The organism is Turicibacter sp. HGF1 (assembly GCF_000191865.1).
GTDB classification, from domain to species: Bacteria; Bacillota_I; Bacilli_A; order MOL361; family Turicibacteraceae; genus Turicibacter; species Turicibacter sanguinis.
Genome location: NZ_AEXQ01000077.1, coordinates 16450 through 38385 on the forward strand (window position 1 = coordinate 16450; position 21936 = coordinate 38385).

The 21936-nt window shown below is 34.6% G+C and carries 21 protein-coding genes; 3 read left to right on the forward strand and 18 right to left on the reverse strand.

The window, feature by feature from the left end:
• The 7 genes from HMPREF9402_RS07330 to HMPREF9402_RS07360 all read right to left on the reverse strand — a co-directional run bounded on the left by HMPREF9402_RS07330 (nucleotide 1) and on the right by HMPREF9402_RS07360 (nucleotide 7800).
• The gene (locus HMPREF9402_RS07330) at nucleotides 1-1161 is read right to left on the reverse strand and encodes a glucose-1-phosphate adenylyltransferase (protein ID WP_006784325.1); all 1161 of its coding nucleotides are present in this window, start codon (nucleotides 1159-1161) and stop codon (nucleotides 1-3) included.
• 23 nt (nucleotides 1162-1184) lie between these two features.
• Nucleotides 1185-3095 carry a 1,4-alpha-glucan branching protein GlgB gene (gene glgB / locus HMPREF9402_RS07335; protein WP_006784326.1) on the reverse strand — a complete coding sequence of 637 codons (1911 nt, stop codon included), beginning with the start codon at nucleotides 3093-3095 and terminating at the stop codon, nucleotides 1185-1187.
• A gap of 282 nt (nucleotides 3096-3377) precedes the next feature.
• Complete coding sequence (locus HMPREF9402_RS07340; RefSeq protein ID WP_009607010.1) at nucleotides 3378-4403, reverse strand: YheC/YheD family protein; 1026 nt, start codon at nucleotides 4401-4403, stop codon at nucleotides 3378-3380.
• Nucleotides 4404-4575: 172 nt separating this feature from the next.
• The gene (locus HMPREF9402_RS07345; protein ID WP_009607013.1) at nucleotides 4576-5766 is read right to left on the reverse strand and encodes an ABC transporter permease; all 1191 of its coding nucleotides are present in this window, start codon (nucleotides 5764-5766) and stop codon (nucleotides 4576-4578) included.
• A complete protein-coding gene (locus HMPREF9402_RS07350; protein ID WP_009607012.1) occupies nucleotides 5759-6451 on the reverse strand; it encodes an ABC transporter ATP-binding protein in 693 nt (230 codons plus the stop codon). The genes HMPREF9402_RS07345 and HMPREF9402_RS07350 overlap by 8 nt, the downstream gene beginning before the upstream one ends.
• A gap of 11 nt (nucleotides 6452-6462) precedes the next feature.
• The gene (locus HMPREF9402_RS07355) at nucleotides 6463-7308 is read right to left on the reverse strand and encodes an efflux RND transporter periplasmic adaptor subunit (protein WP_009607005.1); all 846 of its coding nucleotides are present in this window, start codon (nucleotides 7306-7308) and stop codon (nucleotides 6463-6465) included.
• Between the two features lie 165 nt (nucleotides 7309-7473).
• Complete coding sequence (locus HMPREF9402_RS07360) at nucleotides 7474-7800, reverse strand: YunC family protein (RefSeq protein WP_170837673.1); 327 nt, start codon at nucleotides 7798-7800, stop codon at nucleotides 7474-7476.
• A gap of 134 nt (nucleotides 7801-7934) precedes the next feature.
• Here HMPREF9402_RS07360 and HMPREF9402_RS07365 point away from each other — a divergent pair, with 134 nt between their 5' ends.
• Entirely contained in the window at nucleotides 7935-8396 is a 462-nt protein-coding gene (locus HMPREF9402_RS07365; protein ID WP_006784332.1) for a CBS domain-containing protein, read from the forward strand.
• 90 nt (nucleotides 8397-8486) lie between these two features.
• On the opposite strand, the gene HMPREF9402_RS07370 is transcribed toward HMPREF9402_RS07365, so the two are convergent.
• From HMPREF9402_RS07370 to sufC, 6 genes are all read right to left on the reverse strand, one after another.
• The gene (locus HMPREF9402_RS07370; protein ID WP_006784333.1) at nucleotides 8487-8843 is read right to left on the reverse strand and encodes a YgaP family membrane protein; all 357 of its coding nucleotides are present in this window, start codon (nucleotides 8841-8843) and stop codon (nucleotides 8487-8489) included.
• Between the two features lie 240 nt (nucleotides 8844-9083).
• The gene (gene sufB, locus HMPREF9402_RS07375; RefSeq protein WP_009606985.1) at nucleotides 9084-10505 is read right to left on the reverse strand and encodes a Fe-S cluster assembly protein SufB; all 1422 of its coding nucleotides are present in this window, start codon (nucleotides 10503-10505) and stop codon (nucleotides 9084-9086) included.
• A gap of 56 nt (nucleotides 10506-10561) precedes the next feature.
• Nucleotides 10562-11002, reverse strand: coding sequence for a Fe-S cluster assembly sulfur transfer protein SufU (gene sufU / locus HMPREF9402_RS07380; RefSeq protein ID WP_006784335.1), 441 nt, complete (start codon nucleotides 11000-11002; stop codon nucleotides 10562-10564).
• Entirely contained in the window at nucleotides 10989-12218 is a 1230-nt protein-coding gene (locus tag HMPREF9402_RS07385) for a cysteine desulfurase (RefSeq protein WP_009607014.1), read from the reverse strand. Before HMPREF9402_RS07385 ends, sufU begins: the two co-directional genes overlap by 14 nt.
• Before the next feature lie 13 nt (nucleotides 12219-12231).
• Nucleotides 12232-13446 (reverse strand): Fe-S cluster assembly protein SufD, encoded by a 1215-nt coding sequence (sufD, locus tag HMPREF9402_RS07390; RefSeq protein ID WP_009607001.1) that lies wholly within the window; start codon nucleotides 13444-13446, stop codon nucleotides 12232-12234.
• A 63-nt stretch (nucleotides 13447-13509) separates the two neighbouring features.
• Entirely contained in the window at nucleotides 13510-14352 is an 843-nt protein-coding gene (sufC, locus tag HMPREF9402_RS07395) for a Fe-S cluster assembly ATPase SufC (RefSeq protein ID WP_006784338.1), read from the reverse strand.
• Nucleotides 14353-14757: 405 nt separating this feature from the next.
• Between sufC and HMPREF9402_RS07400 the strand changes: the two genes are divergently transcribed.
• Nucleotides 14758-16380: a Na/Pi cotransporter family protein gene (locus tag HMPREF9402_RS07400; protein ID WP_006784339.1), complete on the forward strand. Its 1623-nt coding sequence runs from the start codon at nucleotides 14758-14760 to the stop codon at nucleotides 16378-16380.
• 166 nt (nucleotides 16381-16546) lie between these two features.
• Here HMPREF9402_RS07400 and HMPREF9402_RS07405 read toward each other — a convergent pair whose 3' ends face one another.
• On the reverse strand, nucleotides 16547-16750 hold the full coding sequence (locus HMPREF9402_RS07405; RefSeq protein WP_009607000.1) for a hypothetical protein: 204 nt from the start codon (nucleotides 16748-16750) through the stop codon (nucleotides 16547-16549).
• A 154-nt stretch (nucleotides 16751-16904) separates the two neighbouring features.
• Between HMPREF9402_RS07405 and HMPREF9402_RS07410 the strand changes: the two genes are divergently transcribed.
• A complete protein-coding gene (locus tag HMPREF9402_RS07410; protein WP_006784341.1) occupies nucleotides 16905-17858 on the forward strand; it encodes a Na/Pi cotransporter family protein in 954 nt (317 codons plus the stop codon).
• Nucleotides 17859-17971: 113 nt separating this feature from the next.
• On the opposite strand, the gene HMPREF9402_RS07415 is transcribed toward HMPREF9402_RS07410, so the two are convergent.
• The 4 genes from HMPREF9402_RS07415 to HMPREF9402_RS07430 all read right to left on the reverse strand — a co-directional run bounded on the left by HMPREF9402_RS07415 (nucleotide 17972) and on the right by HMPREF9402_RS07430 (nucleotide 21843).
• Nucleotides 17972-18598 (reverse strand): biliverdin-producing heme oxygenase, encoded by a 627-nt coding sequence (locus HMPREF9402_RS07415; RefSeq protein WP_006784342.1) that lies wholly within the window; start codon nucleotides 18596-18598, stop codon nucleotides 17972-17974.
• Nucleotides 18599-18725: 127 nt separating this feature from the next.
• Entirely contained in the window at nucleotides 18726-19961 is a 1236-nt protein-coding gene (locus HMPREF9402_RS07420; protein ID WP_006784343.1) for an aminopeptidase P family protein, read from the reverse strand.
• 282 nt (nucleotides 19962-20243) lie between these two features.
• Complete coding sequence (locus tag HMPREF9402_RS07425) at nucleotides 20244-20681, reverse strand: NUDIX hydrolase (RefSeq protein WP_006784344.1); 438 nt, start codon at nucleotides 20679-20681, stop codon at nucleotides 20244-20246.
• A 481-nt stretch (nucleotides 20682-21162) separates the two neighbouring features.
• Nucleotides 21163-21843 carry a DUF554 domain-containing protein gene (locus HMPREF9402_RS07430; RefSeq protein WP_009606982.1) on the reverse strand — a complete coding sequence of 227 codons (681 nt, stop codon included), beginning with the start codon at nucleotides 21841-21843 and terminating at the stop codon, nucleotides 21163-21165.
• Nucleotides 21844-21936: the final 93 nt, after the last annotated feature.

A 21936-nucleotide genomic window follows, 5' to 3' on the forward strand; every position in this document is an offset into this window, starting at 1 on the left:
TCAATCCCCCCTACTTTGAGTTTCAAGTATTTCCTCAAGATTATCATGAGTCACAAGTAAAATTTCATCCTCACGACCAATCAATTCAGTATGCGCCGGAATAACGACTTCATCTCCAATAATTGCATACTTAATATAACAGTCATGTTCGATAAATGCGCTCGTTAAAATCACACTATCTTCAACAACAGCACCTTTTTCAATCACACATCGATGAGCAACAATCGAATTATACACTTCGCCAAAAATCATGCATCCTTCATTCACCCAAGCATTCTTCACTTTAGCACCCTGAAGAATATGATGTGGGGGTAAATTTGGTGTTTTAGAAAAAATTGGCCAGCTATAATCGTGTAATTGTAGCTCATCTTGAGTGCCAAGTAAATCCATATGAGCCTTCCAATAACTTTCTACTGTTCCAACATCACGCCAATACCCTTCATACTCATATGCATAAACAGCGCTATCTGCTTCAATAAAATGTGGAATCACATCTTGAGCAAAATCAACACCTTCATACAAATGCTTGTAATATTTATGGACAATCTCCTCTTTAAACTTCTTCCAATTAAAAACATAAATTCCCATTGAAGCTAACTGACTATCCGTCTCCTTTGGCTTTTCCTCAAACTCAATAATTCGATTTTGATCGTTAACCTTTAACATTCCAAAACGACTGGTATCCTCTTTTGGAACACGAATCGTTGAAATCGTTAACTCAGCCTGCTTTTCAATATGATAGTCAATAAGTTTACGATAGTCCATTTTATAAATGTGATCTGCAGATAAGACAAGTAAATAATCAGGATCATACTGCTCAATAAACGGCATATTCATAATGACAGCTTCGGCCGTTCCACCTTGCCATAAAAATCCATAATCACGTGAAGTATATGGTCCCATAACCGTAACAGATGCTCCATGAACATCTAAATCCCACGAACTACCTTCTCCAATATAACTAATTAATTCTAGGGGTTCATACTGTGTTAGAACCCCTACTTGTTCAATCCCTGAATTCGTACAATTGCTTAAAACAAAATCAATCAATCGATACTTTCCAGCAAACGAAATAGCTGGTTTTGGACGATGAATCGTTAATTCTTTTAAGCGCGTCCCTTTTCCCCCGGCTAATATAATCGCCACAACATTGACAGCCAACCCCATCCCCCATTTCTTGTGTGTTAAGCTAGTTCAACTTCTAACCCTTCTTCTACCTCTGTTTCTTCTTCGAGTGGACGATATTTAAAAATCGTTGCTCCATAAGGTGGAATCGTTACTTCAATATAATATGGTTTCCCATGTGTCATCCCTTTTTTCGCCACTAATGGCAATCCATTATATTGATTTGAACCATGATAATAATCACGATCACTATTTAGGGCCTCTGTATACTCTCCAAAGCATGGAACCCCCACTCTATATTGATGATATGGAACTGGTTTAAAGTTTAGTACCACTACAACAAATTCATCCGCATTCTTACATTTACGGATATAAGAGAAAATACTCTGCTCATTATTATTCACATCAATCCATTCAAATCCTTCAAATGAGTGATCAAGTTCCCAAAGTGCTGGCTCATTTAAATACAATTTATTTAAATCTTTAATATAACGATTCGAAGCATCATGTGCCGGATATTTTAATAAATGCCAATCCACCTGTTCTTTATCTTTCCACTCATGAAACTGTGCAATTTCATTCGCCATAAAGTTCAATTTTTTCCCTGGCAACGTCATTTGATAGGTACATAGCAATCTAAATTGTGCAAGCTTTTGCCAATAATCACCTGGTGCCTTATCCACTAATGATTTCTTTCCATGAACTACTTCATCGTGAGAGAATGGAAGAACGAAGTTTTCACTGTAAGCATAAGCCATTGCAAAAGTAATGTAATTGTGGTGATATGGGCGATAAATATTATCTAATTCAATGTAATCTAACGTATCATTCATCCATCCCATATTCCATTTATAACTAAAACCAAGTCCACCTACCGATACTGGTGCTGTTACTAACGGATAACTGGTTGAATCTTCAGCAATCATTAAAATCTTATCATCTTCTAAGAAAACTGCCTCATTTAACTTTTGAATAAACTCTACAGCGCCATGATTCACACCGCGAGACTTATTTCCATCCCAATAAATCATATTCGCAACCGCATCGACACGGAAACCATCTACGTGATAATACTTCATCCAAAAAAGAGCATTTGAAATTAAGAAACTGCGAACTGTTCCTTTACCTAAATCAAAGTTTCCTGTTCCCCATTCTGAAACGGCTACATCCTCATATGGATACTCATAGACTGCTTCTCCATCGAATTTAAATAAACCGTGAGCATCACGACAAAAATGTCCTGGTACCCAGTCCATAATGACCCCTATTCCCGCTTCATGACAACGATTAATTAACATCATTAAATCTTTTGGTTCACCATAACGACTACTTGCCGCATAGTATCCTGTTGCTTGATATCCCCATGACCCATCAAATGGATGCTCATATAAAGGCATCAATTCAATATGCGTATAACTATGCTCTAAAACATATTCAATTAACTCATCCATAATTTCAGTATAGCTATGAAACGTTTCAGACTCTACTAATTCTTTATTACGTCTCCAAGATCCTAAATGAAGTTCATAAATATTTAATGGCTCCTCAAAAATATTCGAAAATTGACGTTTTTTCGCCCACTCTGCATCTGTCCATTCAAACCCCTCAATATCATAAACAATAGAAGCCGTATTTGGACGTTGTTCCGCATAAAAGGCATATGGATCAGCCTTTAAAATGGTTTGACCAAAAGCCGTTACAATCTCATACTTATAGATAGAACCTTCACCAATTCCTGGAATAAACAATGACCAAATCCCATCATCTCTTCGCATCTCATGATGCGTTCCATTCCAATGATTAAAATCCCCTACTACACAAACTTTTGAAGCATGTGGTGCATAAACACAAAAATACGTTCCCAACACTTCTTCATTATCACGAACAACAAAAGATCCAAACTTCTTATATAGTTGTTTATGTGTTCCTTCATTAAATAAATAACGATCACCTGATGTAAATTCAATCATAATTGATATCCCCCTTGTTCATCATTCTGCTTACAGAATATATCTTTATTATAACTAATATCATCCCTGTAAAGGTATCCTTTTAAATTGTAAACATTTACATGTTTTTATTTAAGATACCCTTTTAAACATCTTTTTTATTATATCTAAAGCCAGGCGCTTGATTTGTCTAAATTTGTATTTAATTTGTTTTTATACGGTTTTTTCAGACAATTTTAATTAGATTTAACAAAAAAAATCTTCTAAAACGAAACTCGTCTTAAAAGACTTTCTTTGTTAAGCCTATTTAATTAAGGTGATAGCATACTCTACTAAATTTTTAGCAATCACGCTATCTTCATTTTCTGTAGGATAAATAAATCCTGGACGCCAATTGACTTCATAAATCCAAATATAATTTCGACTATCAATCCCAATATCAATTCCAAGTTCATCAAAGACTTGTTTTTTTTGTTGGATCTGTAACTGATCTAAATGTTTTGATAACTCAATTCCAAACACTTCAAGTGTTCGCTTTATTTGATATCTTTTTATCGAAAAATTTTGTGATAAAAATTCATAAGGTTCTACATACTTTCCACCACTCGCACAATTTGTTACAACACTCTTTGTCGTTGAAACCCGTGGAAATATGATAGGAGTTTGCCACTCTCCATCCTTATTTTTAATCATATGTAACCTTATATCATAAGCAAAACCATCTTTTGTTGTTGAATGAATATAAACCTGAATTAAATATTTACGTTTAGCCAATCGTTTTTTTATATAAGAAGCGAACCATCTTTCATTGTATTGATTAATATATCCTTTATCATTGATGATATATTCGTGCCCTTTTTTCTCTATGTATAATACATTTTCTCCCTGATGACCATTAATTGGTTTTAAAATGGCTTGATGATGCTTTGATAAAAATCGTTGAACATCTTCTACTTTATACACACTTTCTGTTGGAATTAAATACGATGTAAACTTTTTCGATTGTTTAATTCGCGTGTAAACTTCCATTTTATTACCGATTGGAACACTTGTAAAAGGAATTTTTTGTTTTAAAGCACTGATAATGTTATCATCAAATTTATGAGGGCTTCCTGCATTAATAATCACCTGTGGAAATGGAGATGTCACTCTTACCCATTCATCTTTTTGTAAGATATACCCATTAATTGTCTGTTCTTTTAAATCAACATCTTCAGTACCGAAATAAATCATTTCTACCTGCTGTGCTTTGGCTGCTTTGGCTACATATACAGCTTTCTCTACGTTTTGTGGATTTTTATTATGATGCAAAAATCCAATTAAGACCATATCTATCACTCTTTCTATTTGCAAACAGGATATTGTTGGAATCTATCCAAACGTTTAAAGCAAAGATATCCTGTATTAGGGGGACTAGTTACAAGTTTAAAAATAAGATAGTTTGCTCCTATTTTTAATATATGTCCTCCTCTAAAAAAAGGTATAGGTGATTGATAGACTTTTAACTTCTTCGTAAAGCATCAATGGGATTTAATTGACTTGCTTTTCTAGCAGGAGCTAAACCAAATATCACCCCTACCCCACCTGAAAATAGTAAAGCCAATGCAATCGAATTAGTAGAAATGCTCGGTGTAAATCCAATAATAAAGGCCACTACAAAAGCAATCATAACTCCGAGTACTAATCCTACAACTCCACCAAATAACGAAAGAAAAATCGACTCAATTAAAAACTGAAGTTGAATACTTCGAGGCTTTGCTCCTAAGGCTTTTTTAAGTCCGATTTCCATCGTACGCTCTGTGACAGAAACAAGCATCATATTCATAATCCCAATCCCTCCGACTAATAACGCAATCGAGGCAATCCCAACGAGCATCATGGTCATCATCGAATTCATACTTTGAATTGTATCAAGTAACCCCTCCATGTTAATGATGCTATAGCTATTCTCTTTGTAATTAAATGCTTGATTTAAAATTAGCTCAACTTTCCCAATAATTTCATCTACATTTGCATTATTTTGCATATAAACTTCAACATTATTAATACAATTGAGGCCCACTAATCCCATTAAATTTTGATACGGCACAATCACTCTATTTTCTGACTGCTTACCTGACATTGAAGACATCATATCCATTTGATCTGTTTTTTCTAAAACCCCAACAATCCGATAAGAAATTCCGTTAATTAACAGATACTGCCCAATCGGTTGTTCACCAAAATACAAGGTATCTGCAAGCGACTCGCTGACTAAAGCGAGATTTGATTGTTGAGATAAATCAATCGAATTAAGTAATCGCCCACTTTTTAATGCCAACTGATTATACTTAAAGTATGAAGCATTTTTTCCTTCGATTGTCACTTTATCATGGACTTGTCCGTTTCCTACAACAGAGGTTGTCGTGCTTATTGTCGGAGATATACCATTAACCTCATCAATATCGGCTAATAATTGTACTTCATAATCGGTTAATCCTTTTTTTAATGGCGTGCCTTTTGCTTGAATCGTTAATTTATTTGCACCTAGTTCAGAAAATTGACTTGTCACTTCCATTGTTACGCCTTCTACAATCGAGATAAGGGCAATAATTGAGCTAACTCCAATTACAATCCCTAAAATCGTTAAAAAGGAACGCATTTTATTATAAATGATATTTTGCCAAGACATAATGATACTTTCTTTAAACACGATTTATCACCTCCTCTAAGAGGTTTCCATCTAAAATCCGCACGATTCTTGATGCTTCTTTGGCAATCGTTTCATCATGTGTAATCATAATAATTGTCCGACCTTCTTGATTTAATTCTTTAAATAATGACATCACCTGATGGCTTGTTTTTTGATCCAATGCTCCAGTCGGTTCATCTGCTAATAAAATCGTTGGATTTGTAGAAATAGCTCTTGCAATCGCAACACGTTGTTGTTGCCCACCAGATAATTGATTAGGATAGTGATGGATACGATTAGCAAGTCCAACTCGTTCAAGCATTTCCTTTGCTCTTACTTTTCGTTCATGTGATGGAATTCCTGCATATATCATTGGAAGCTCAACGTTTTGTAAAGCCGTCAATCTTGGTAGCAATTGAAACGATTGGAAAACAAATCCAATTTCATGACTACGAATATCCGCCAATTCATTTTCATTTAAATCTTTAATATCTTGTCCTGATAAAATATATGAACCACTGGTCGAACAGTCTAAGCAGCCAATAATATTCATCATCGTCGATTTTCCAGAACCAGATGGCCCTAAAATAGAGACAAATTCTCCTTCATTAACACGGAAGTTAATGCCTTTTAAAACAACTTGCTCCTCATCCCCTAGCACATAGGACTTGACTATACTTTTCATTGATAGAATTTCTTCTGACATCTGATTCACCTCTATTTATTCGAGTGCTTCATCATTTCAAAAGGGGTCTTAATTTCGATAGCTTTAGGAACTAGTATGTCCTCACCTTGATTAACGCCACTCAACACTTGCACATAGACACCATCACTGATCCCAACCGTAATATCTTTGCTTATCACTTCATCATTTTCATTTTGGTAATAAACATAAGGTGTTTCATCCGATTTAAATTGAATAGCATCCATCGGTAAAACAATAGCATCTGTCACACTTTCATTGACAAGCTTCACTTCTGATGACATTCCAATATATAAATTCGCATTTTCTTCGATATCAACTGTCGCTATAAAGTAGGCAATCCCACTACTGATTTGTGCTTCTTTCGTCACATGAGAGATACTACCAGAATAATCTTGATTTAACGCATTCACATGAACACTCACTTCTTTTCCAACCGATACCGGGATAATATTATATTCATCCACCTTAACTTTAATCTGTAAGTGTTCATAATCCGTCACATCTACTAGAGGGGTACCACTTGTCACTAAATCTCCCTCACGTACATAAATCGTTGACACTTCACCTGATACGCTTGCTTCTAATTTCATACCTTGAGACGTTGTTAATAATACTTCTCCTTTTTCAACCCACTGTCCCTCTTCAACTAAAATTTCATTTACTTGAAACATTGATGTTGAAATTAAGGACTGTGCATCTTTTGCTTCGACATTCCCGCTAAAACTATAATAGGTCGTCAAATCTTGCGTTGTTGCCTGCACATGATCGTATAACACGTCTTTTGGACGACTTAAAAGAAATCCTCCTAACACTAAAATGACAACCAATACTAGTAACCAACCAATCCATTTCTTCATTCAATTCACCTCTATTATAACGAAATCAATGAGTATCCTTTTGACCTTTAGATTAATAGCGTCAAAAATTCACCAAAATACTATTCATTCTTTAGAGTGAACAATTACCTAAAAAGTATGCAAAAAAGACTGTTTTTTCCATTGAAAACAGTCTTTTAAAATTTATTATTCTTCTAAACTTTTAGCCATTAGAACTAGGGCATCTCTACCAATCGTTCCAACCTTAATTCCCATTTCATCAGCTGCAACCGTTACCTTGGCAAGTGGAGCATCTAAAAGTTGTTCAATACTACGAACCCCTTCTGCGCGTCCTGCAATAATTTTACGTGCAATTAATTTGGGAGAATTGTTAAAGAAATCAATATCGAGTGCAGCACACATGATATATCCTACTTTTTCATGTGACACGATAAAGAGAGTTGTTTTAGGTAACTCTACCTCATAAGTTAAAAATTCATAACCTTCAATGTTAATTTTATTTACATGTAACACTTCAATCACCTCTCTATAATCTATACAAAAAGCCTAGTTTAGTGACACTATTTTATGTTTTCTAGAAATAAAAGCATAACTCATCTTTGATTGAGTAAACTAAAAACGAAATTTAAATACAAGGAGTTTTGTTTATGGAAGTAAAACAATTTATGACCGATGGCATTGAAGCCTTAACACCAACTGAAACGGTTCTTAACGCCTCTCGTCTTATGAAAAAACATAATGTCGGTTCGATTCCTGTCATCGATGAAAACTCAAAAGTCATTGGACTAGTAACAGACCGCGATATTGTCATTCGTGTATTTGCTGATATTCTTCCGATGAGTACCAAAATTGAAGATATCATGACTCATCCAGTTTATACAATTGAACAACATTCAGAAGTTGGATTAGCAATCTCTTTAATGGCAGATAAACAGGTTAGACGTCTCCCAGTCGTCGATCATGATCAAAAATTAGTAGGAATGATTTCTCTTGGAGATCTTGCCGTTCATCAACTAACCGATGGAAGAGCAGAAATAGCTTTAAAAGAAATTTCTGAACCTAATACGAATCCAAACCGAGATTTAGAGGTAGATGATTTTCCACTATAAAATAAAAAGAAATTGAGACTTTCTCAGCTTCTTTTTACATCCTAAAAAAACACCACTTGTTTAAAATGACAAGTGGTGCTCTTTTTTTAACTACATTCCTTCTTCTGCGTAATCTTCGATATCGTGATGGCAACAATGACAATCATGTTCATCTTCTAATTCATCATAATCATCAAAGTCATCGTCACATCCACAACCGCAAGCATCATCGATAGCACATTCTAACGCTTCTTCAAGTAAAACCTCTTCTAACAATTCATCGTCGCTTAGTGTTGTAAAATGACATAAATCAAGGATTGGACAATAACGAGTAATCCCTTCGGCTACTTTCATACTACCCATAGCCGCTAACCATCCTTTATGTTTCATAATCCCTAAACTAATCATCATTAAACCGGCACTAATACGAACATATGAATCTAGGCGTCCAACATTTTTTTGACACATAATAATCACTCCTTTCTTTTATAGTTTTAGTTTTTTCGACAAGTTCATACAAAAACAAAATTAACAGTTTCAAGAAAAAAAGCTAGTAGACAGAATTGCCTACTAGCTTTTGTATATTTTTAAAACGATCACTAAAACATTAAGTATAAAAGAAATCAGAAGGTAGATTGATTATTCTTCTCGACCTTTTAAATAACACTAACTGAGCGTTTGTGTAGTTTAAATCACCTTTACTCAGGATTAGCCAATCGATCCGTTCATTTCTAGTTTTAATAATTGGTTAAGTTCGACTGCGTATTCCATTGGTAATTCTTTTGCGAATGGTTCAATGAATCCCATAACAATCATTTCTGTTGCTTGCTCTTCCGTTAAACCACGGCTCATTAGGTAGAATAATTGTTCTTCAGAGACTTTTGAAACAGTTGCTTCATGTTGAATAGTTACATCATCATTTTTAACGATGTTATAAGGAATTGTATCTGATTTAGAAACATTATCTAAGATGAGTGTGTCACATTCAACGTGTGATTTAGCACCTTTTGCATTTTTCCCATGTTCAACAATTCCACGGTATGTTACATTTCCACCATTACGTGATAATGATTTAGAGATAATTGTTGAAGATGTATTAGGGGCTAAGTGAATCATTTTAGCTCCTGCATCTTGAATTTGTCCCTCTCCAGCGAAAGCAATCGAAATAGTTGTTCCTTTTGCTCCTTCTCCTTTTAAGACACATGCAGGATATTTCATTGTAATTTTTGAACCGATATTTCCATCAATCCATTCCATATGTGCATAATCTTCACATACGGCACGTTTTGTTACTAAGTTTAGGATATTATTTGACCAGTTTTGAATCGTCGAATAACGGCAACGTCCACCTTTACGAATGTAAATTTCAACGACAGCTGAGTGTAATGAATCTGCTGAATAGGTTGGTGCTGTACATCCCTCTACATAGTGAATGTCTGCTCCCTCATCAACAATAATTAATGTACGCTCAAATTGCCCCATACTTTCTGTATTAATACGGAAATATGATTGTAATGGTTTTTCAATCTTAACACCTTTAGGAACATAAATAAATGATCCACCTGACCATACGGCACTGTTTAACGCTGAGAACTTATTGTCTGCATACGAGATAACTTTTCCAAAATATTCTTTGAATAAATCAGGATATTGCTTTAAAGCTGAATCTGTATCCATGAAGATAACACCAGCTTCTTCTAATTCTTTTTGATTATTATGATAAACAACCTCTGATTCATATTGAGTTGAAACTCCTGATAAGAATTTTGCTTCTGCTTCAGGAATTCCTAATTTGTCAAACGTGTCTTTGATTTCATCTGGAACTTCATCCCAACTATTTTCAGTTTTTTCAGATGGTTTAATATAATATGTATAATCATCAAAATTAATTTCAGATAAATCCGGTCCCCATTCAGGCATTGGAGTTTTCGCAAAATGATTATATGCTTTTAAGCGATACTCTAACATCCACTCAGGTTCACCTTTAATTTCAGAAATTTCACGGACAACTGCTTCTGAAATTCCCTTACCTGTATCTTTGATATTTTTATAGTCCGTTTTAAATCCGTACTTATAATCGGTTACGATGCCTTCAATTTCGTGTTTTTTCTCTTGTACTTCAGCACTCACCCGGTAACCCTCCATTTCATTTTGGCGTCTCACCACTCAATAGAAATTAAGTGGTGTTATTTTTTCATTTCATTTAATGCTTGCTCAGCAGCTTTCCATGAAATGGTTGCACATTTTACACGTGCCGGGAATTTAGAAACACCTTGATAAACAGGTGCATCTCCCATATCTAAATCTTCATCAAACTCATTACCTTTGACAAGTTCATAGAAGTTATTTGTAATCTCTTGAGCTTCTTCTAATGTTTTCTCTTTCAATGTTTGAGACATAACAGAAGCTGATGAACAACAAATAGAACATCCAGTTCCTTCATGACGTAGATCGATGATTTTTCCATCTTCAACTTTAACTTGAACTGTGATGTCATCTCCACAGGTTGGATTTTTTAAATGTACCTCATGATATCCATCTTGTTGTAATAATCCTTTATTACGTGGATTTTTATAATGGTCCATAATCACTTGGCGATATAATTGTTCTAAATTAGAAAAAGACACCGTCGAAAAACTCCTTTCCTTTTCGAGTGGCTTCAATAAATGCATCCACTTCTTCTTTTGTATTGTATAAATAGAAACTTGCACGAAGTGTTGCAGGTTGACACAACCATCCCATTAAAGGTTGAGCACAATGATGTCCTGCACGAACACATACTCCTTCGGCATCATAAATCGTAGCAGCATCATGAGGATGTACTCCATCAATATTGAATGAAATAATACCCGTTTTTGCATCTTTATTGAAAATGGTGATGCCTCCCAGCTCTTCTAACTTTTCTAAAGCATAACGACGTAATTCATATTCATGTTGTGCAATTTCATCAAATCCAATGGATTGTAAATAATCAATGGCCGCTCCAAGTCCAATCGCTCCTGCAATCACGGGTGTTCCCGCTTCAAAGCGGTATGGTGCATCTTTCCATGTTGAAGTTACTTCTCCAACAATATCAATCATTTCTCCACCAAATTCAATCGGTTCCATTGCATTTAATAATTCATATTTTCCGTATAATGCTCCAACACCTGTTGGTCCACACATTTTATGACCGCTGAATGATAGGAAATCACAATCTAAATCTTGAACATCAATTTTCATATGTGGAACAGCTTGTGCCGCATCAACTGAAACAATAGCCCCTACTTCATGTGCTAATGCTGTAATCTCTTTAATTGGTGAGATGTATCCCATTACATTTGAAACATAATTAATCGCAACAACTCTTGTTTTGTCACTTAATACTTTTTTAAAGTTTTCAACTGTAATATGTCCTGTTTCATCTAGTGGGATAAACTTAAGGACTGCCCCTGTTACACGAGCTACATGTTGCCAAGGTAAAAAACTACTGTGATGTTCAAGCTCTGAAACAATCACTTCGTCTCCTGGTTTTAAATTATATAACCCATAACTTTGAGCGACTAAGTTTAAAGCCTGAGTCGCTCCTTTTGTAAAGACAATCTCTTCTACTTTTTTAGCATTTAATAAATTCTTTACTTTTTCACGAGCTCCCTCATATAGTTCAGTCGCATCGTTACTTAATTGATAAACACCACGGTGCACGTTAGACGTTTTTTTCGTATTGTAATAATTAACTGCATCTGTCACGACTTGTGGTTTAAGCGTTGTAGCTCCGCTATCTAAATAAACAAGCGGACGACCATTCATTGTTTCTTTTAAAATAGGAAAATCTTCTCGAATGCGATTAATGTCTAATGTCATTTGATTCACCTCGTTACGCGTTGATTTTACGCGCAATTACTTTTTCAAATTCAGCTTTAATTGACTCGTTACGGATTTCATCAATAAATGGCATTAAGAACCCATAAATAATTAAGACTTCCGCTGCACGACGAGTTAATCCACGACTCATTAAATAATATAATTGTTCTTCATCAATTTTTCCAACACCAGCCGCATGTCCTGCTTTCACATCATACTCGTCAATTAAAAGAATTGGATTAGCATCAGCACGAGCCGTTTCTGATAAAATCATTGCACGACTTTCTTGTTGTGCATTAGAACCATTCATTCCTTTATGAATTTTCCCAATTCCATTAAATGTTAATTGAGCATCATCTTTAGAAATACCATGATTTACAATATGTCCCTCAGTAAACGGTGCTAAATGTTCAATATTAACCGTAATATTTTGTTTTTGTGAACCTTCTGCAATCGCTACTGTTTTCACTTCTGCGTGTGCCCCTTGTCCAACTAATGAAACTAAGTTTTCTGAAACTGTATTTCCATCATTTAAAGCTCCAAGAGAAACAAGAAGACGACCATTAGCCTCTACCCTTGCTTTGCGTAAATTGTAAACTAATGTCTCACTCGTTAAGCGATCCATTGCCGCATAGTCAACTTGAGCATTTTCTTTTACAACAGTTTCTGAGATGACATTAATGTTTCCTGAAACTGTGTTGCAGTAGTTTTCAATGTATTTGAATTCAGAATTTGGCTCCGCCACAATCAGAGTGTGATTAAATAAAGAACCATTTTCTTGTAAATAGATAACGTTTAAGGCTTCTTTGACCACTTTATTTTTAGGGACGTGAATAAATAATCCACTATTTAAATGTGCCATATGTAATGCTGTTAAACGATTTGTGTCAACCGACGCTACGTTCATAAAGTAAGGTTTAAAAATCGCTTCATGTTTCGTTAGTGCCTCTTCTAAATTAGCAATAATAACTCCATCAAAAGCTATTCCTAAATTTTGATACACGATCTTTCCATCGCATAAAATCACAACATTTTGATCTTCAGTTGATACTAAATGTGCCACAGCACTCGGAATTTCATTGTTATATGTAGATGGTGTTTGAACTTCAATAGCTTCAAACGCCCAGTTTTTTATTATTGTACGGTCTGCTTTTGGTAATTTTAAAGACGGCATAACAGACTGCGCCTCTGTTTGCATCTGTTGTACCCATGTTGGTAACTGTATCATCAGTTCTTTGCCCCTTTCATCTATAACATTAATTTATTGTTTTTTTCAATCAAGCACTAATTGTTATAGATCTAACATTTCCTTAGTTGCACAAGTTCCGATTGAAACCACTTTGCGACCTTCTTCAGGAATGATCACACGTTCATCTTCAATTCCTAATTCTTTTTTAATCCAATCGTATCCTTCACGATCGATACGTTCAATTAACTCAGGTCCACCAGAACGAACGATACGACCTTTCATCATAATGTGAACGAAATCTGGTTTAATGTGGTCTAATAAACGTTGATAGTGAGTGATTAATAAGCATCCAAAGTTTTCAGAACGCATTGAGTTAACAGCTTCTCCAACAATACGTAATGCATCAACGTCAAGCCCTGAATCAATCTCATCTAAAATTGCAATGTTTGGTTTTAACATCATCATTTGTAAGATTTCATTACGTTTTTTCTCTCCACCAGAGAATCCTTCATTTAAATAACGGTGAGGTAAATCTTCACGCATTTCAAGTTTTGTAACGCTCTTATCTAATTCACGGATAAATTTAAATAAAGGAACGTCTTTTCCTTCTTCCATACGTGTTTGCATGGCTGTACGTAAGAAGTCTGAGTTTGTCACACCTGGAACTTCTGCAGGATATTGCATCGCTAAGAATAATCCGGCACGAGCACGCTCATCAACTGACATCGCTAATACATCTTCACCATTTAATGTAACATTTCCACTTGTTACTTTATATTTAGGATGCCCCATAATGGTTGAAGATAGTGTTGATTTACCTGTCCCATTAGGACCCATAATCGCATGAACTTCTCCACCCTTAATTTCTAAATTTACGCCTTTTAAAATTTCTTTATCTTCAACATTTGCACGTAATTCTGATATGTTTAAAACAGGTTTTTGCATGTTTTATTTCCTCCACTCAAATCAATTAACTTTTCAAAGTAACTTTATTATACTAAATTCACATTCCAAAACCAAATGATATAATAATCTTCTTCTTGAATCCAGTCAATTTGTAATTAATCTCTATTAGTTTTCGATATAAAAGTTGTATACATACGCGTTTTTTTATCAAAATTAATTTAACATGTAAAATTTTATCCTATTAATAACGCATTTTTCTCAGTTACACAAATTGATAATTATACCTTTTTTTTGTGTTTTTTTAACACAAAAAATTAAAATATTTAAAAAATTATAAATTCAATTTAAAATGACTCCAAATATGAGTCTTTATTACTAACATATTATTTTCAATTGTAGGATTTTGTAGTATGATTGAACAGGATAAAATATGGAGGTTACTGTATGTCGGATTACATCAACATCTTTTTAGGTCTATTTAGTGGACTAGCCCTATTCCTATTTGGAATGGAGTTTATGGGAGATGGTCTTGAAAATGCAGCTGGTTCAAAGCTGAAATCATTCTTCGATAAAGCCATCACGAATCCATTAAAAGGGGCATTAGTAGGAACAATCGTCACAGCAATTATTCAAAGTAGTAGTGCTACAACCGTTATGGTCGTTGGTTTCGTAAACGCTGGATTAATGAGCCTATACCAAGCAGTAGGGGTCATTATGGGGGCTAATATTGGAACAACAATTACAGGTCAATTAATTACATTCAAAATCGATGACTATATTCCACTATTTATTATCATCGGGGCTGCACTAATCCTATTCATGAAGCAACAAAACCGAAAAGAAATCGGAAAAATTATCTTCGGATTCGGTTTACTATTCATGGGATTAACAGCAATGAAGGATGCAATGAGTCCCATTGCTCAAACAACATTCTTCCAAGACTTAATTATAGCCCTTGAAGGAAATATGTTCTTAGGAATTTTAGTCGGGGCCGTTATGACTGCTGTCGTTCAAAGTTCTTCGGCTTCAACAGCGATTTTATTATCATTAGCCGCAACAGGAGCAATTAGTTTGCAAGTTGCAATTCCTATCCTATTTGGTAATAATATCGGAACATGTGTTACTGCTTTACTATCAAGTTTAAATGCAAATAAAGTTGCCAAAAAAGCGGCTTTCATTCACTTGTCATTTAACTTAATTGGAACCCTGATTTTCTTACCACTAATCGGTATCTTATCAAATATCGTGACTCATATGGGTGGTGACATTGATAAGCAAATCGCAAATGCTCATACAATCTTCAACGTTGTAAATGCGATTATCTTACTACCTTTTGCTGGTGTATTTGTTAAGTTAGCTAACTTAGCACTTAAAGACAAAGAAGGTGAACAAGCGTCTATTAATCGCCTTGACCGTCGTTTCTTAGAAACTCCTGCCATTGCATTTGAGCAAGCTTTCCAAGAAAGCTTAACCATGTATGATCTAGCGAAAGAAAACTTAACGCTAGCAACTAATGCATTAATGGATGGAAAAACTACAGACTACAGAAAAATATATGAAAATGAATCAGAAATCAATCGTATGGAACGTGATCTTTCTTCTTTCTTAGTTTCGATTTCATCACACGATATCACAGAGGTAGATACAAATCGTATTGCTTCGATGATTAAGATTGTAAGTGATATTGAACGTATCGGAGATCATAGTAAAAACATTGCAGAGCTTGCTGAAGAAGTGGCAACAAGTAAATTATCATTCACATCTGACGCAATTGAAGAATTAAAATTAATGTATAACTACACATTAGAATCTATTAATTCATCTTATGCAAGTTACAAAAACAACAACCGTCAAAAAGCAAATGATACGGTGATTTTTGAAGAGAATATCGATCGCTTAGAAGAATTATTACGTGATAAACACATTAAGCGTTTAAGTGAAAATAAATGTAATGCTCATAGTGGTGCCGTATTCTTAGATGCTATTTCAAACTTTGAACGTATCGGAGACCACTCAATCAATATCGCTGAATATATCTTAAACTTAAGTGATAATTCAATCAAATAAACCATAAAAAAACAAGCTAAATTTACGTTAGCTTGTTTTTTTTTATCTATATAAAAACGAGTTTTATTCCACAATTAGAAATCAGTCTCAATACTTAATCTTTTTAGTCCTAAGTTCCCTTATCGTTTAGATAAAAGGTTTCTAAGTGTGAAAGACTTATCTAGACTTATCGATATGAAATACCAAAAACTAAATCCATTTGTCTTAACACATCTTGCGATTCTTCATAACTGCGAATCGGATAATGTTTGAACAACTCTAATGTGTTCAGTTGAATTTGGCAAACTAATTGATCGGTATAACTTCCATTTTCCATTCGTTTCATTAACATATCTTCAATTTCTATCATTTTAAATAAAATATTATTCATTAAACGTCATCCCTTTCTCTTCGACTACCTCATTATGGACAAGAATTTTCATTTTTAATCAAAAGTTCGATAATAATTAGTCGAGCGAAAGATAGACTATTTTAAAAATCAAGATCGTACACTCTAAAAAGAACTCAATTTTTGGAGGTACATTATGCACACCATCCCGATTATTTTAAACTTATTATGTGGGTTACTCATCTTCTTGTATGGAATGAGACAAATGAGTCACGCTCTTAAATCACTAGCTGGAGATAAACTAAAGACCATCTTCAAAACAACCATTACCTCCCCTTATAAAGGGGCGCTCCTTGGTGCGATTTTCACAGCGCTCGTTCAAAGTAGCTCAGCTATTACTGTATTAGTTGTCGGACTCGTTGATTCAGGTCTGATGAGCTTATTACAAGCCACAGGTGTTATTATGGGAGCCAATCTTGGAACCACTGTGACGACACAATTAATCACCTTAAATTTAACGGATTTTATTCCTTACTTTATCTGCGTAGGAACCTGTATCATTGTCTGCTTTAAAAAAAGACCCTTTCACCAAATTGGATATTTTTTATTTAGCTTTGGACTATTATTTCTTGGGCTTCAAATGGTTAAAACAGCCATGAGCCCGATTGTTGAGTCTACCCTCTTTCAACAATTGATTTTCAACGTCCAAGGCAATCTTATCCTTTGTCTACTTCTTGGAATGTCGATTACTTTCCTCATCCAGAGTTCATCTGCATCCACCGCTATCCTTATTTCACTTGTTTCCACCGGTGCGATTTCTTTATATACCGCAATTCCTATTTTATTTGGACATGAAATTGGAACTTGTATGACAGCCATATTATCAAGTTTAGGAGGAAATACAGCTGGAAAACAAGCGGCACTGATTCACTTTACTTTTAACTTGGTAGGAACACTACTCTTTCTGCCATTCATTAGCCTACTCATCGACTTTACCGCCACCTTTAGTCCGTCTCCTGAACGTCAAATCGCCAATGCTCAACTTGTCTTTAATCTCGTCACCGTCCTACTATTTTTACCTTTCTCTAAATACTTCGTTAAATTTGCCACCACTATTTTTAAAGATCGAAAAAAGGGAGTCCGTCTCTAAGACGAACTCCCTTTTTATTTTACAAACGCTTGGTATTCTATTTCTATTATAGGTATTCCATTTAATATTTTCTCAAAACATTGCTTAGCTCAATTAAGATTAATCCATTCATCTTATTTTAACTTTGCATCTAATTCATTTGAAATAGCTAAGTTATAGATATAAGCATTGTTAACTTCATTAATAAAATCAATCTTCATCTCATCAGATAGTTGAATATCCGCTAACATGTTGTGATATTTCATCACGTATCCTCGTAAATCATTAATTTCTGGGAATTGATAATAATTTAAAGCTTGTTGGTCAATTTTATAGCTTGTACTTAAGAGGGATAAGAACATACGTCCTCCAAATAAATCAGCTAAAAATCTTGTATAAGCATAAGCAACCACTAATTCAGGTTGTGAGGTTGATAAAGCTTCAATTTTGGCCACACATGCTTCCGTTGATGCTAATGGTTGCATTGATGATAATTTATCTCCTAATAAAAAGGCTAAATCTTGACGCATTAATTCAGAACGATATAGTTCTTTTGTCACAAATGGTTTGACGACTTCATTTTGTTCATTTTCATCAAGTGCCTTTTCAATGGCTTGATACATTTTTTCTAGATTATAAAGGTACTCTGCATATCCCTCAACCGATGCCTCTCCATCTACTAACTTCTTAATATATCCTGTATGTTCTGCTGCACTATGTAGTAAAGACGTTTTTTCTCTAATGTCCATCATAAATTTCATTTCAATCACCTCATTTAGTTATAATTGATAATTATTATCAACTACTGTAATTAAAGTTTACCAACAATGATAATTATTATCAAATAATATGCACAAAAAAACATCTCTGTGCGAGATGTTTTTTTATTTAGTTCATAAAGGCTTCAATGTCTTCGATTGATTTAATGATATCTTTTGATAAGTTTTCATATCCATCTTCTGTAACTAAGATATCATCTTCAATACGAATTCCGATTCCTTCTTCTTCAATGTATAATCCTGGTTCAATCGTAATAACCATACCTGGTTGTAAGACACCCCCACGACCTCCAACATCATGTGTATCAAGTCCTAAATAGTGTCCGATTCCATGGTAGTAGTAACGTGAAACTTCCTCATCTTTTTCAATTAAGCCAAGTTTTTTACATCCTTCAGCTAATTTACGACGGGCAAACTCATTAACTTCTGCCATTGGAAGACCCGGTTTAATAATTTCGATGGTTGCTAATTGTGCGTCTAAAACTGCTTGATAAACGGCGCGTTGACGATCCGTGAACTTTCCGTTAATCGGGAAGGTACGTGAAATGTCTGAACAGTAATAATTCCACTCACATCCAAGGTCAAATAAAATTAAATCTCCGTCTTGGCACACAGAATCATTTTTATCATAATGAAGCACTGTTGCATTAACTCCTGAAGCTGCAATCGTATGGAATGAGGTTTTCTTAACCCCTTCCGTTTTAATTGCAAAATCATAATGTGCTTCTAATTGATACTCAAGCATCCCAGGCTTTGAAGCTTTCATTAAGCTTTCAATCCCGATTCGTGTTTTTTCAATCGCTGTACGCATATTTTCAATTTCATCTTCTGACTTAATTAAACGTAATTTCGTAATATCATGATAAACATTTTCAAGACGTACAAATGGATATTTCTCTTTTAATTGTTTAGCAAATTCAATTTGCACTGTATCAGGATGATGATATGAACCGCGCTCTAAATCTAAATAAATGGATTCAATGCGGTCATTTAATAGCCAGCGTCCTAAAACATTTTCTAATTCACAAATTGGTAAGATACTTTTAATTCCTGAAATCTCATGCGCCTCTTCTTTGCTTAAACGTTTTCCAGTCCATTTTTCTTCGACTTCTGAAACAGTCTCAATGAATAAATGATGTTCAATCACACCATTCATTTTCTTTAAAACATAAGCCATTTTAGGGCGGTCAATATTCGTTAAATAATAAAAATTACGTTGTGGTGTATAAGTATAACGTTGATCTCCTGAACTAACCGGAGCCTCTCCCGAGAATAATACAATAATAGAATCGTCTTTAATATTAGCTCCTAGCTTACGACGACGAGACTTTAATATTTCGATCATCATTAACACTCCTTTTCACAAGAATTGTTACTATTATAGCATAAAAAGAGGTATTCAATAATGTAATTTACATGTAAAAAAACTCATTTCATCCTAAAAATTTCTCTCTCTTTAAACAAACGTAGTGAGCACAACCGATTCCCTAGGCTACATGACTCACCTATCGCTTTCCTCCATTAGTCCCCCTCGGGTAGGGAAAATAAAAGTTTCTAAGGATGAAAAACTTATCTGCTCTTATATATAAAAAAACATTCTAATTCAATAGAATGTTCTTTTCCTGTGCTATAACATTTGTGATACTTTTTCAATAGCATAAGCCTGATGGTCAAGAAACAATTCACTAATGCAGTCTTCTAGAGGTAACCAGACTAATTCATGATCTTGTTCAATCGGTTCTGTCACTTCATCCACTTTGCTTGCTAAATAAAAATAACCTGTTGAGTACAGATATTTGTCACGATAAATTGAAAAATGATAATTAGCCGCCTGGCAAACATACTCATTAATTTCAATTTCCCATCCGAGTTCTTCTAAGCACTCGCGTCGTAAACAAGCCTCTTTACTCTCTTCTCCTTCTAGTCCACCACCTGGCAAGAAATATCCATGTGGCAATTTGACTGTTGCAACTTCATTCTTCTCATTCATAATAATTGCATAAACACCTTTTCGATCAATATAAGTTTGATCGGCTAACTTTTCTCCAAAAACAGCTTCTACCATTCCTTACACTTCCAATCTATATTTCACAATTATAAATCCATCTCAGGATTTAAACCTCTTTGAGACTAAGGTATCCCCTAGTCCAGTGGTCTCCTCAGTTGATAAGAAAAGTATAGTTTTTCTAGTATGAAAAACTTATCCCACCTTATCTATAGAAACAGAAATGTTTCTTTATTTTTAGAGTCTGACTTAATCGCTAAGTCTTTTGATAATAAGGCCAACTTTAGTCACGGGAACACCCTTTTTTAAAAGAAAACTAGGACCTAAAGTTCACTTAACATAATGAAGCCCTCCTATCAATTGCCACAGGCAATCTAACCCTCACCTGCTAGTCGTAAAGTAAAGTTTTTACAATATGAAAAACTTATCTCACCTTATCTCTTTCAAACTCTAAAGTTTTTATATTGTACTGATTATAACGACAATAAGTCAAGTTTTTTGTCGTTTTTTGCCTTCATCAATAAGAGTGCCATTTTTTTATCTAAAGAAATAGCCCTAATAAGATAGGAATAAAAATGGCAGGAACTAAATTCATAATTTTTATATGAGTTATCTTCAAAACATTGAACCCCAGTGCAATGATTAATAAAGATCCTACACACGTCATCTCATTAATCACACTATCCGTTAAAAATGGTGCTAATACCCCGGCTAATAACGAAATACTGCCTTGATAAGTCAGAACAAAAGCACCCGATAAAATAACCCCGATTCCAAGCGTTGACGCAAAAATAACGGCGGAAACCCCATCAAGCATCGACTTCGTTAATAACATATCATAATTTCCAACTAATCCATCTTGTAAAGCTCCGATAATCGCCATGGCTCCAACACAAAACAACAAACTCGCCGTCACAAACCCCTCTGAAATCGAGGTCTTAGAATCAACCTTTTTAAACTTCCTCTCAAGCCACAGTCCTAACTGATTAACACGCTCATCTAAATCCAAACATTCACCGATAACGGCTCCAATGACCATCGAAAAAATAATAACAAGGCTATTTTCCCCCTTCAAAGCTCCCGTAAAACCGATATACAACACACATAAGGCCAACCCATTCATAATTGTATCTGTTAGTTTACTTGGAATTCCTTTTCTAAAAAGTAGTCCTAAACTTCCACCAATGATAATCGCTCCTGTATTCACCAATGTTCCTACCATGTTTTCCCTCCCTTACATAATGAATAAATTATACACAATCAACTAAAAAAAGAATAGAGAAAAAGGAGGGGATTAACAAATTTTCACCCACTC

What these genes read in the sequence shown, in the direction of transcription:
- HMPREF9402_RS07370 (WP_006784333.1), bottom strand. Translation starts at nt 8,843, where the DNA reads ATGTGTCAAAAAAATGTTGGACGCCTAGATTCATATGTTCGTATTAGT.
- HMPREF9402_RS07400 (WP_006784339.1), top strand. Translation starts at nt 14,758, where the DNA reads ATGTCGGATTACATCAACATCTTTTTAGGTCTATTTAGTGGACTAGCC.
- HMPREF9402_RS07385 (WP_009607014.1), bottom strand. Translation starts at nt 12,218, where the DNA reads ATGACATTAGACATTAATCGCATTCGAGAAGATTTTCCTATTTTAAAA.
- HMPREF9402_RS07425 (WP_006784344.1), bottom strand. Translation starts at nt 20,681, where the DNA reads ATGGTAGAAGCTGTTTTTGGAGAAAAGTTAGCCGATCAAACTTATATT.
- HMPREF9402_RS07420 (WP_006784343.1), bottom strand. Translation starts at nt 19,961, where the DNA reads ATGATCGAAATATTAAAGTCTCGTCGTCGTAAGCTAGGAGCTAATATT.
- sufC (WP_006784338.1), bottom strand. Translation starts at nt 14,352, where the DNA reads ATGCAAAAACCTGTTTTAAACATATCAGAATTACGTGCAAATGTTGAA.
- HMPREF9402_RS07355 (WP_009607005.1), bottom strand. Translation starts at nt 7,308, where the DNA reads ATGAAGAAATGGATTGGTTGGTTACTAGTATTGGTTGTCATTTTAGTG.
- HMPREF9402_RS07410 (WP_006784341.1), top strand. Translation starts at nt 16,905, where the DNA reads ATGCACACCATCCCGATTATTTTAAACTTATTATGTGGGTTACTCATC.
- HMPREF9402_RS07340 (WP_009607010.1), bottom strand. Translation starts at nt 4,403, where the DNA reads ATGGTCTTAATTGGATTTTTGCATCATAATAAAAATCCACAAAACGTA.
- HMPREF9402_RS07415 (WP_006784342.1), bottom strand. Translation starts at nt 18,598, where the DNA reads ATGAAATTTATGATGGACATTAGAGAAAAAACGTCTTTACTACATAGT.
- sufD (WP_009607001.1), bottom strand. Translation starts at nt 13,446, where the DNA reads ATGATACAGTTACCAACATGGGTACAACAGATGCAAACAGAGGCGCAG.
- HMPREF9402_RS07365 (WP_006784332.1), top strand. Translation starts at nt 7,935, where the DNA reads ATGGAAGTAAAACAATTTATGACCGATGGCATTGAAGCCTTAACACCA.
- HMPREF9402_RS07430 (WP_009606982.1), bottom strand. Translation starts at nt 21,843, where the DNA reads ATGGTAGGAACATTGGTGAATACAGGAGCGATTATCATTGGTGGAAGT.
- HMPREF9402_RS07350 (WP_009607012.1), bottom strand. Translation starts at nt 6,451, where the DNA reads ATGTCAGAAGAAATTCTATCAATGAAAAGTATAGTCAAGTCCTATGTG.
- glgB (WP_006784326.1), bottom strand. Translation starts at nt 3,095, where the DNA reads ATGATTGAATTTACATCAGGTGATCGTTATTTATTTAATGAAGGAACA.
- HMPREF9402_RS07405 (WP_009607000.1), bottom strand. Translation starts at nt 16,750, where the DNA reads ATGAATAATATTTTATTTAAAATGATAGAAATTGAAGATATGTTAATG.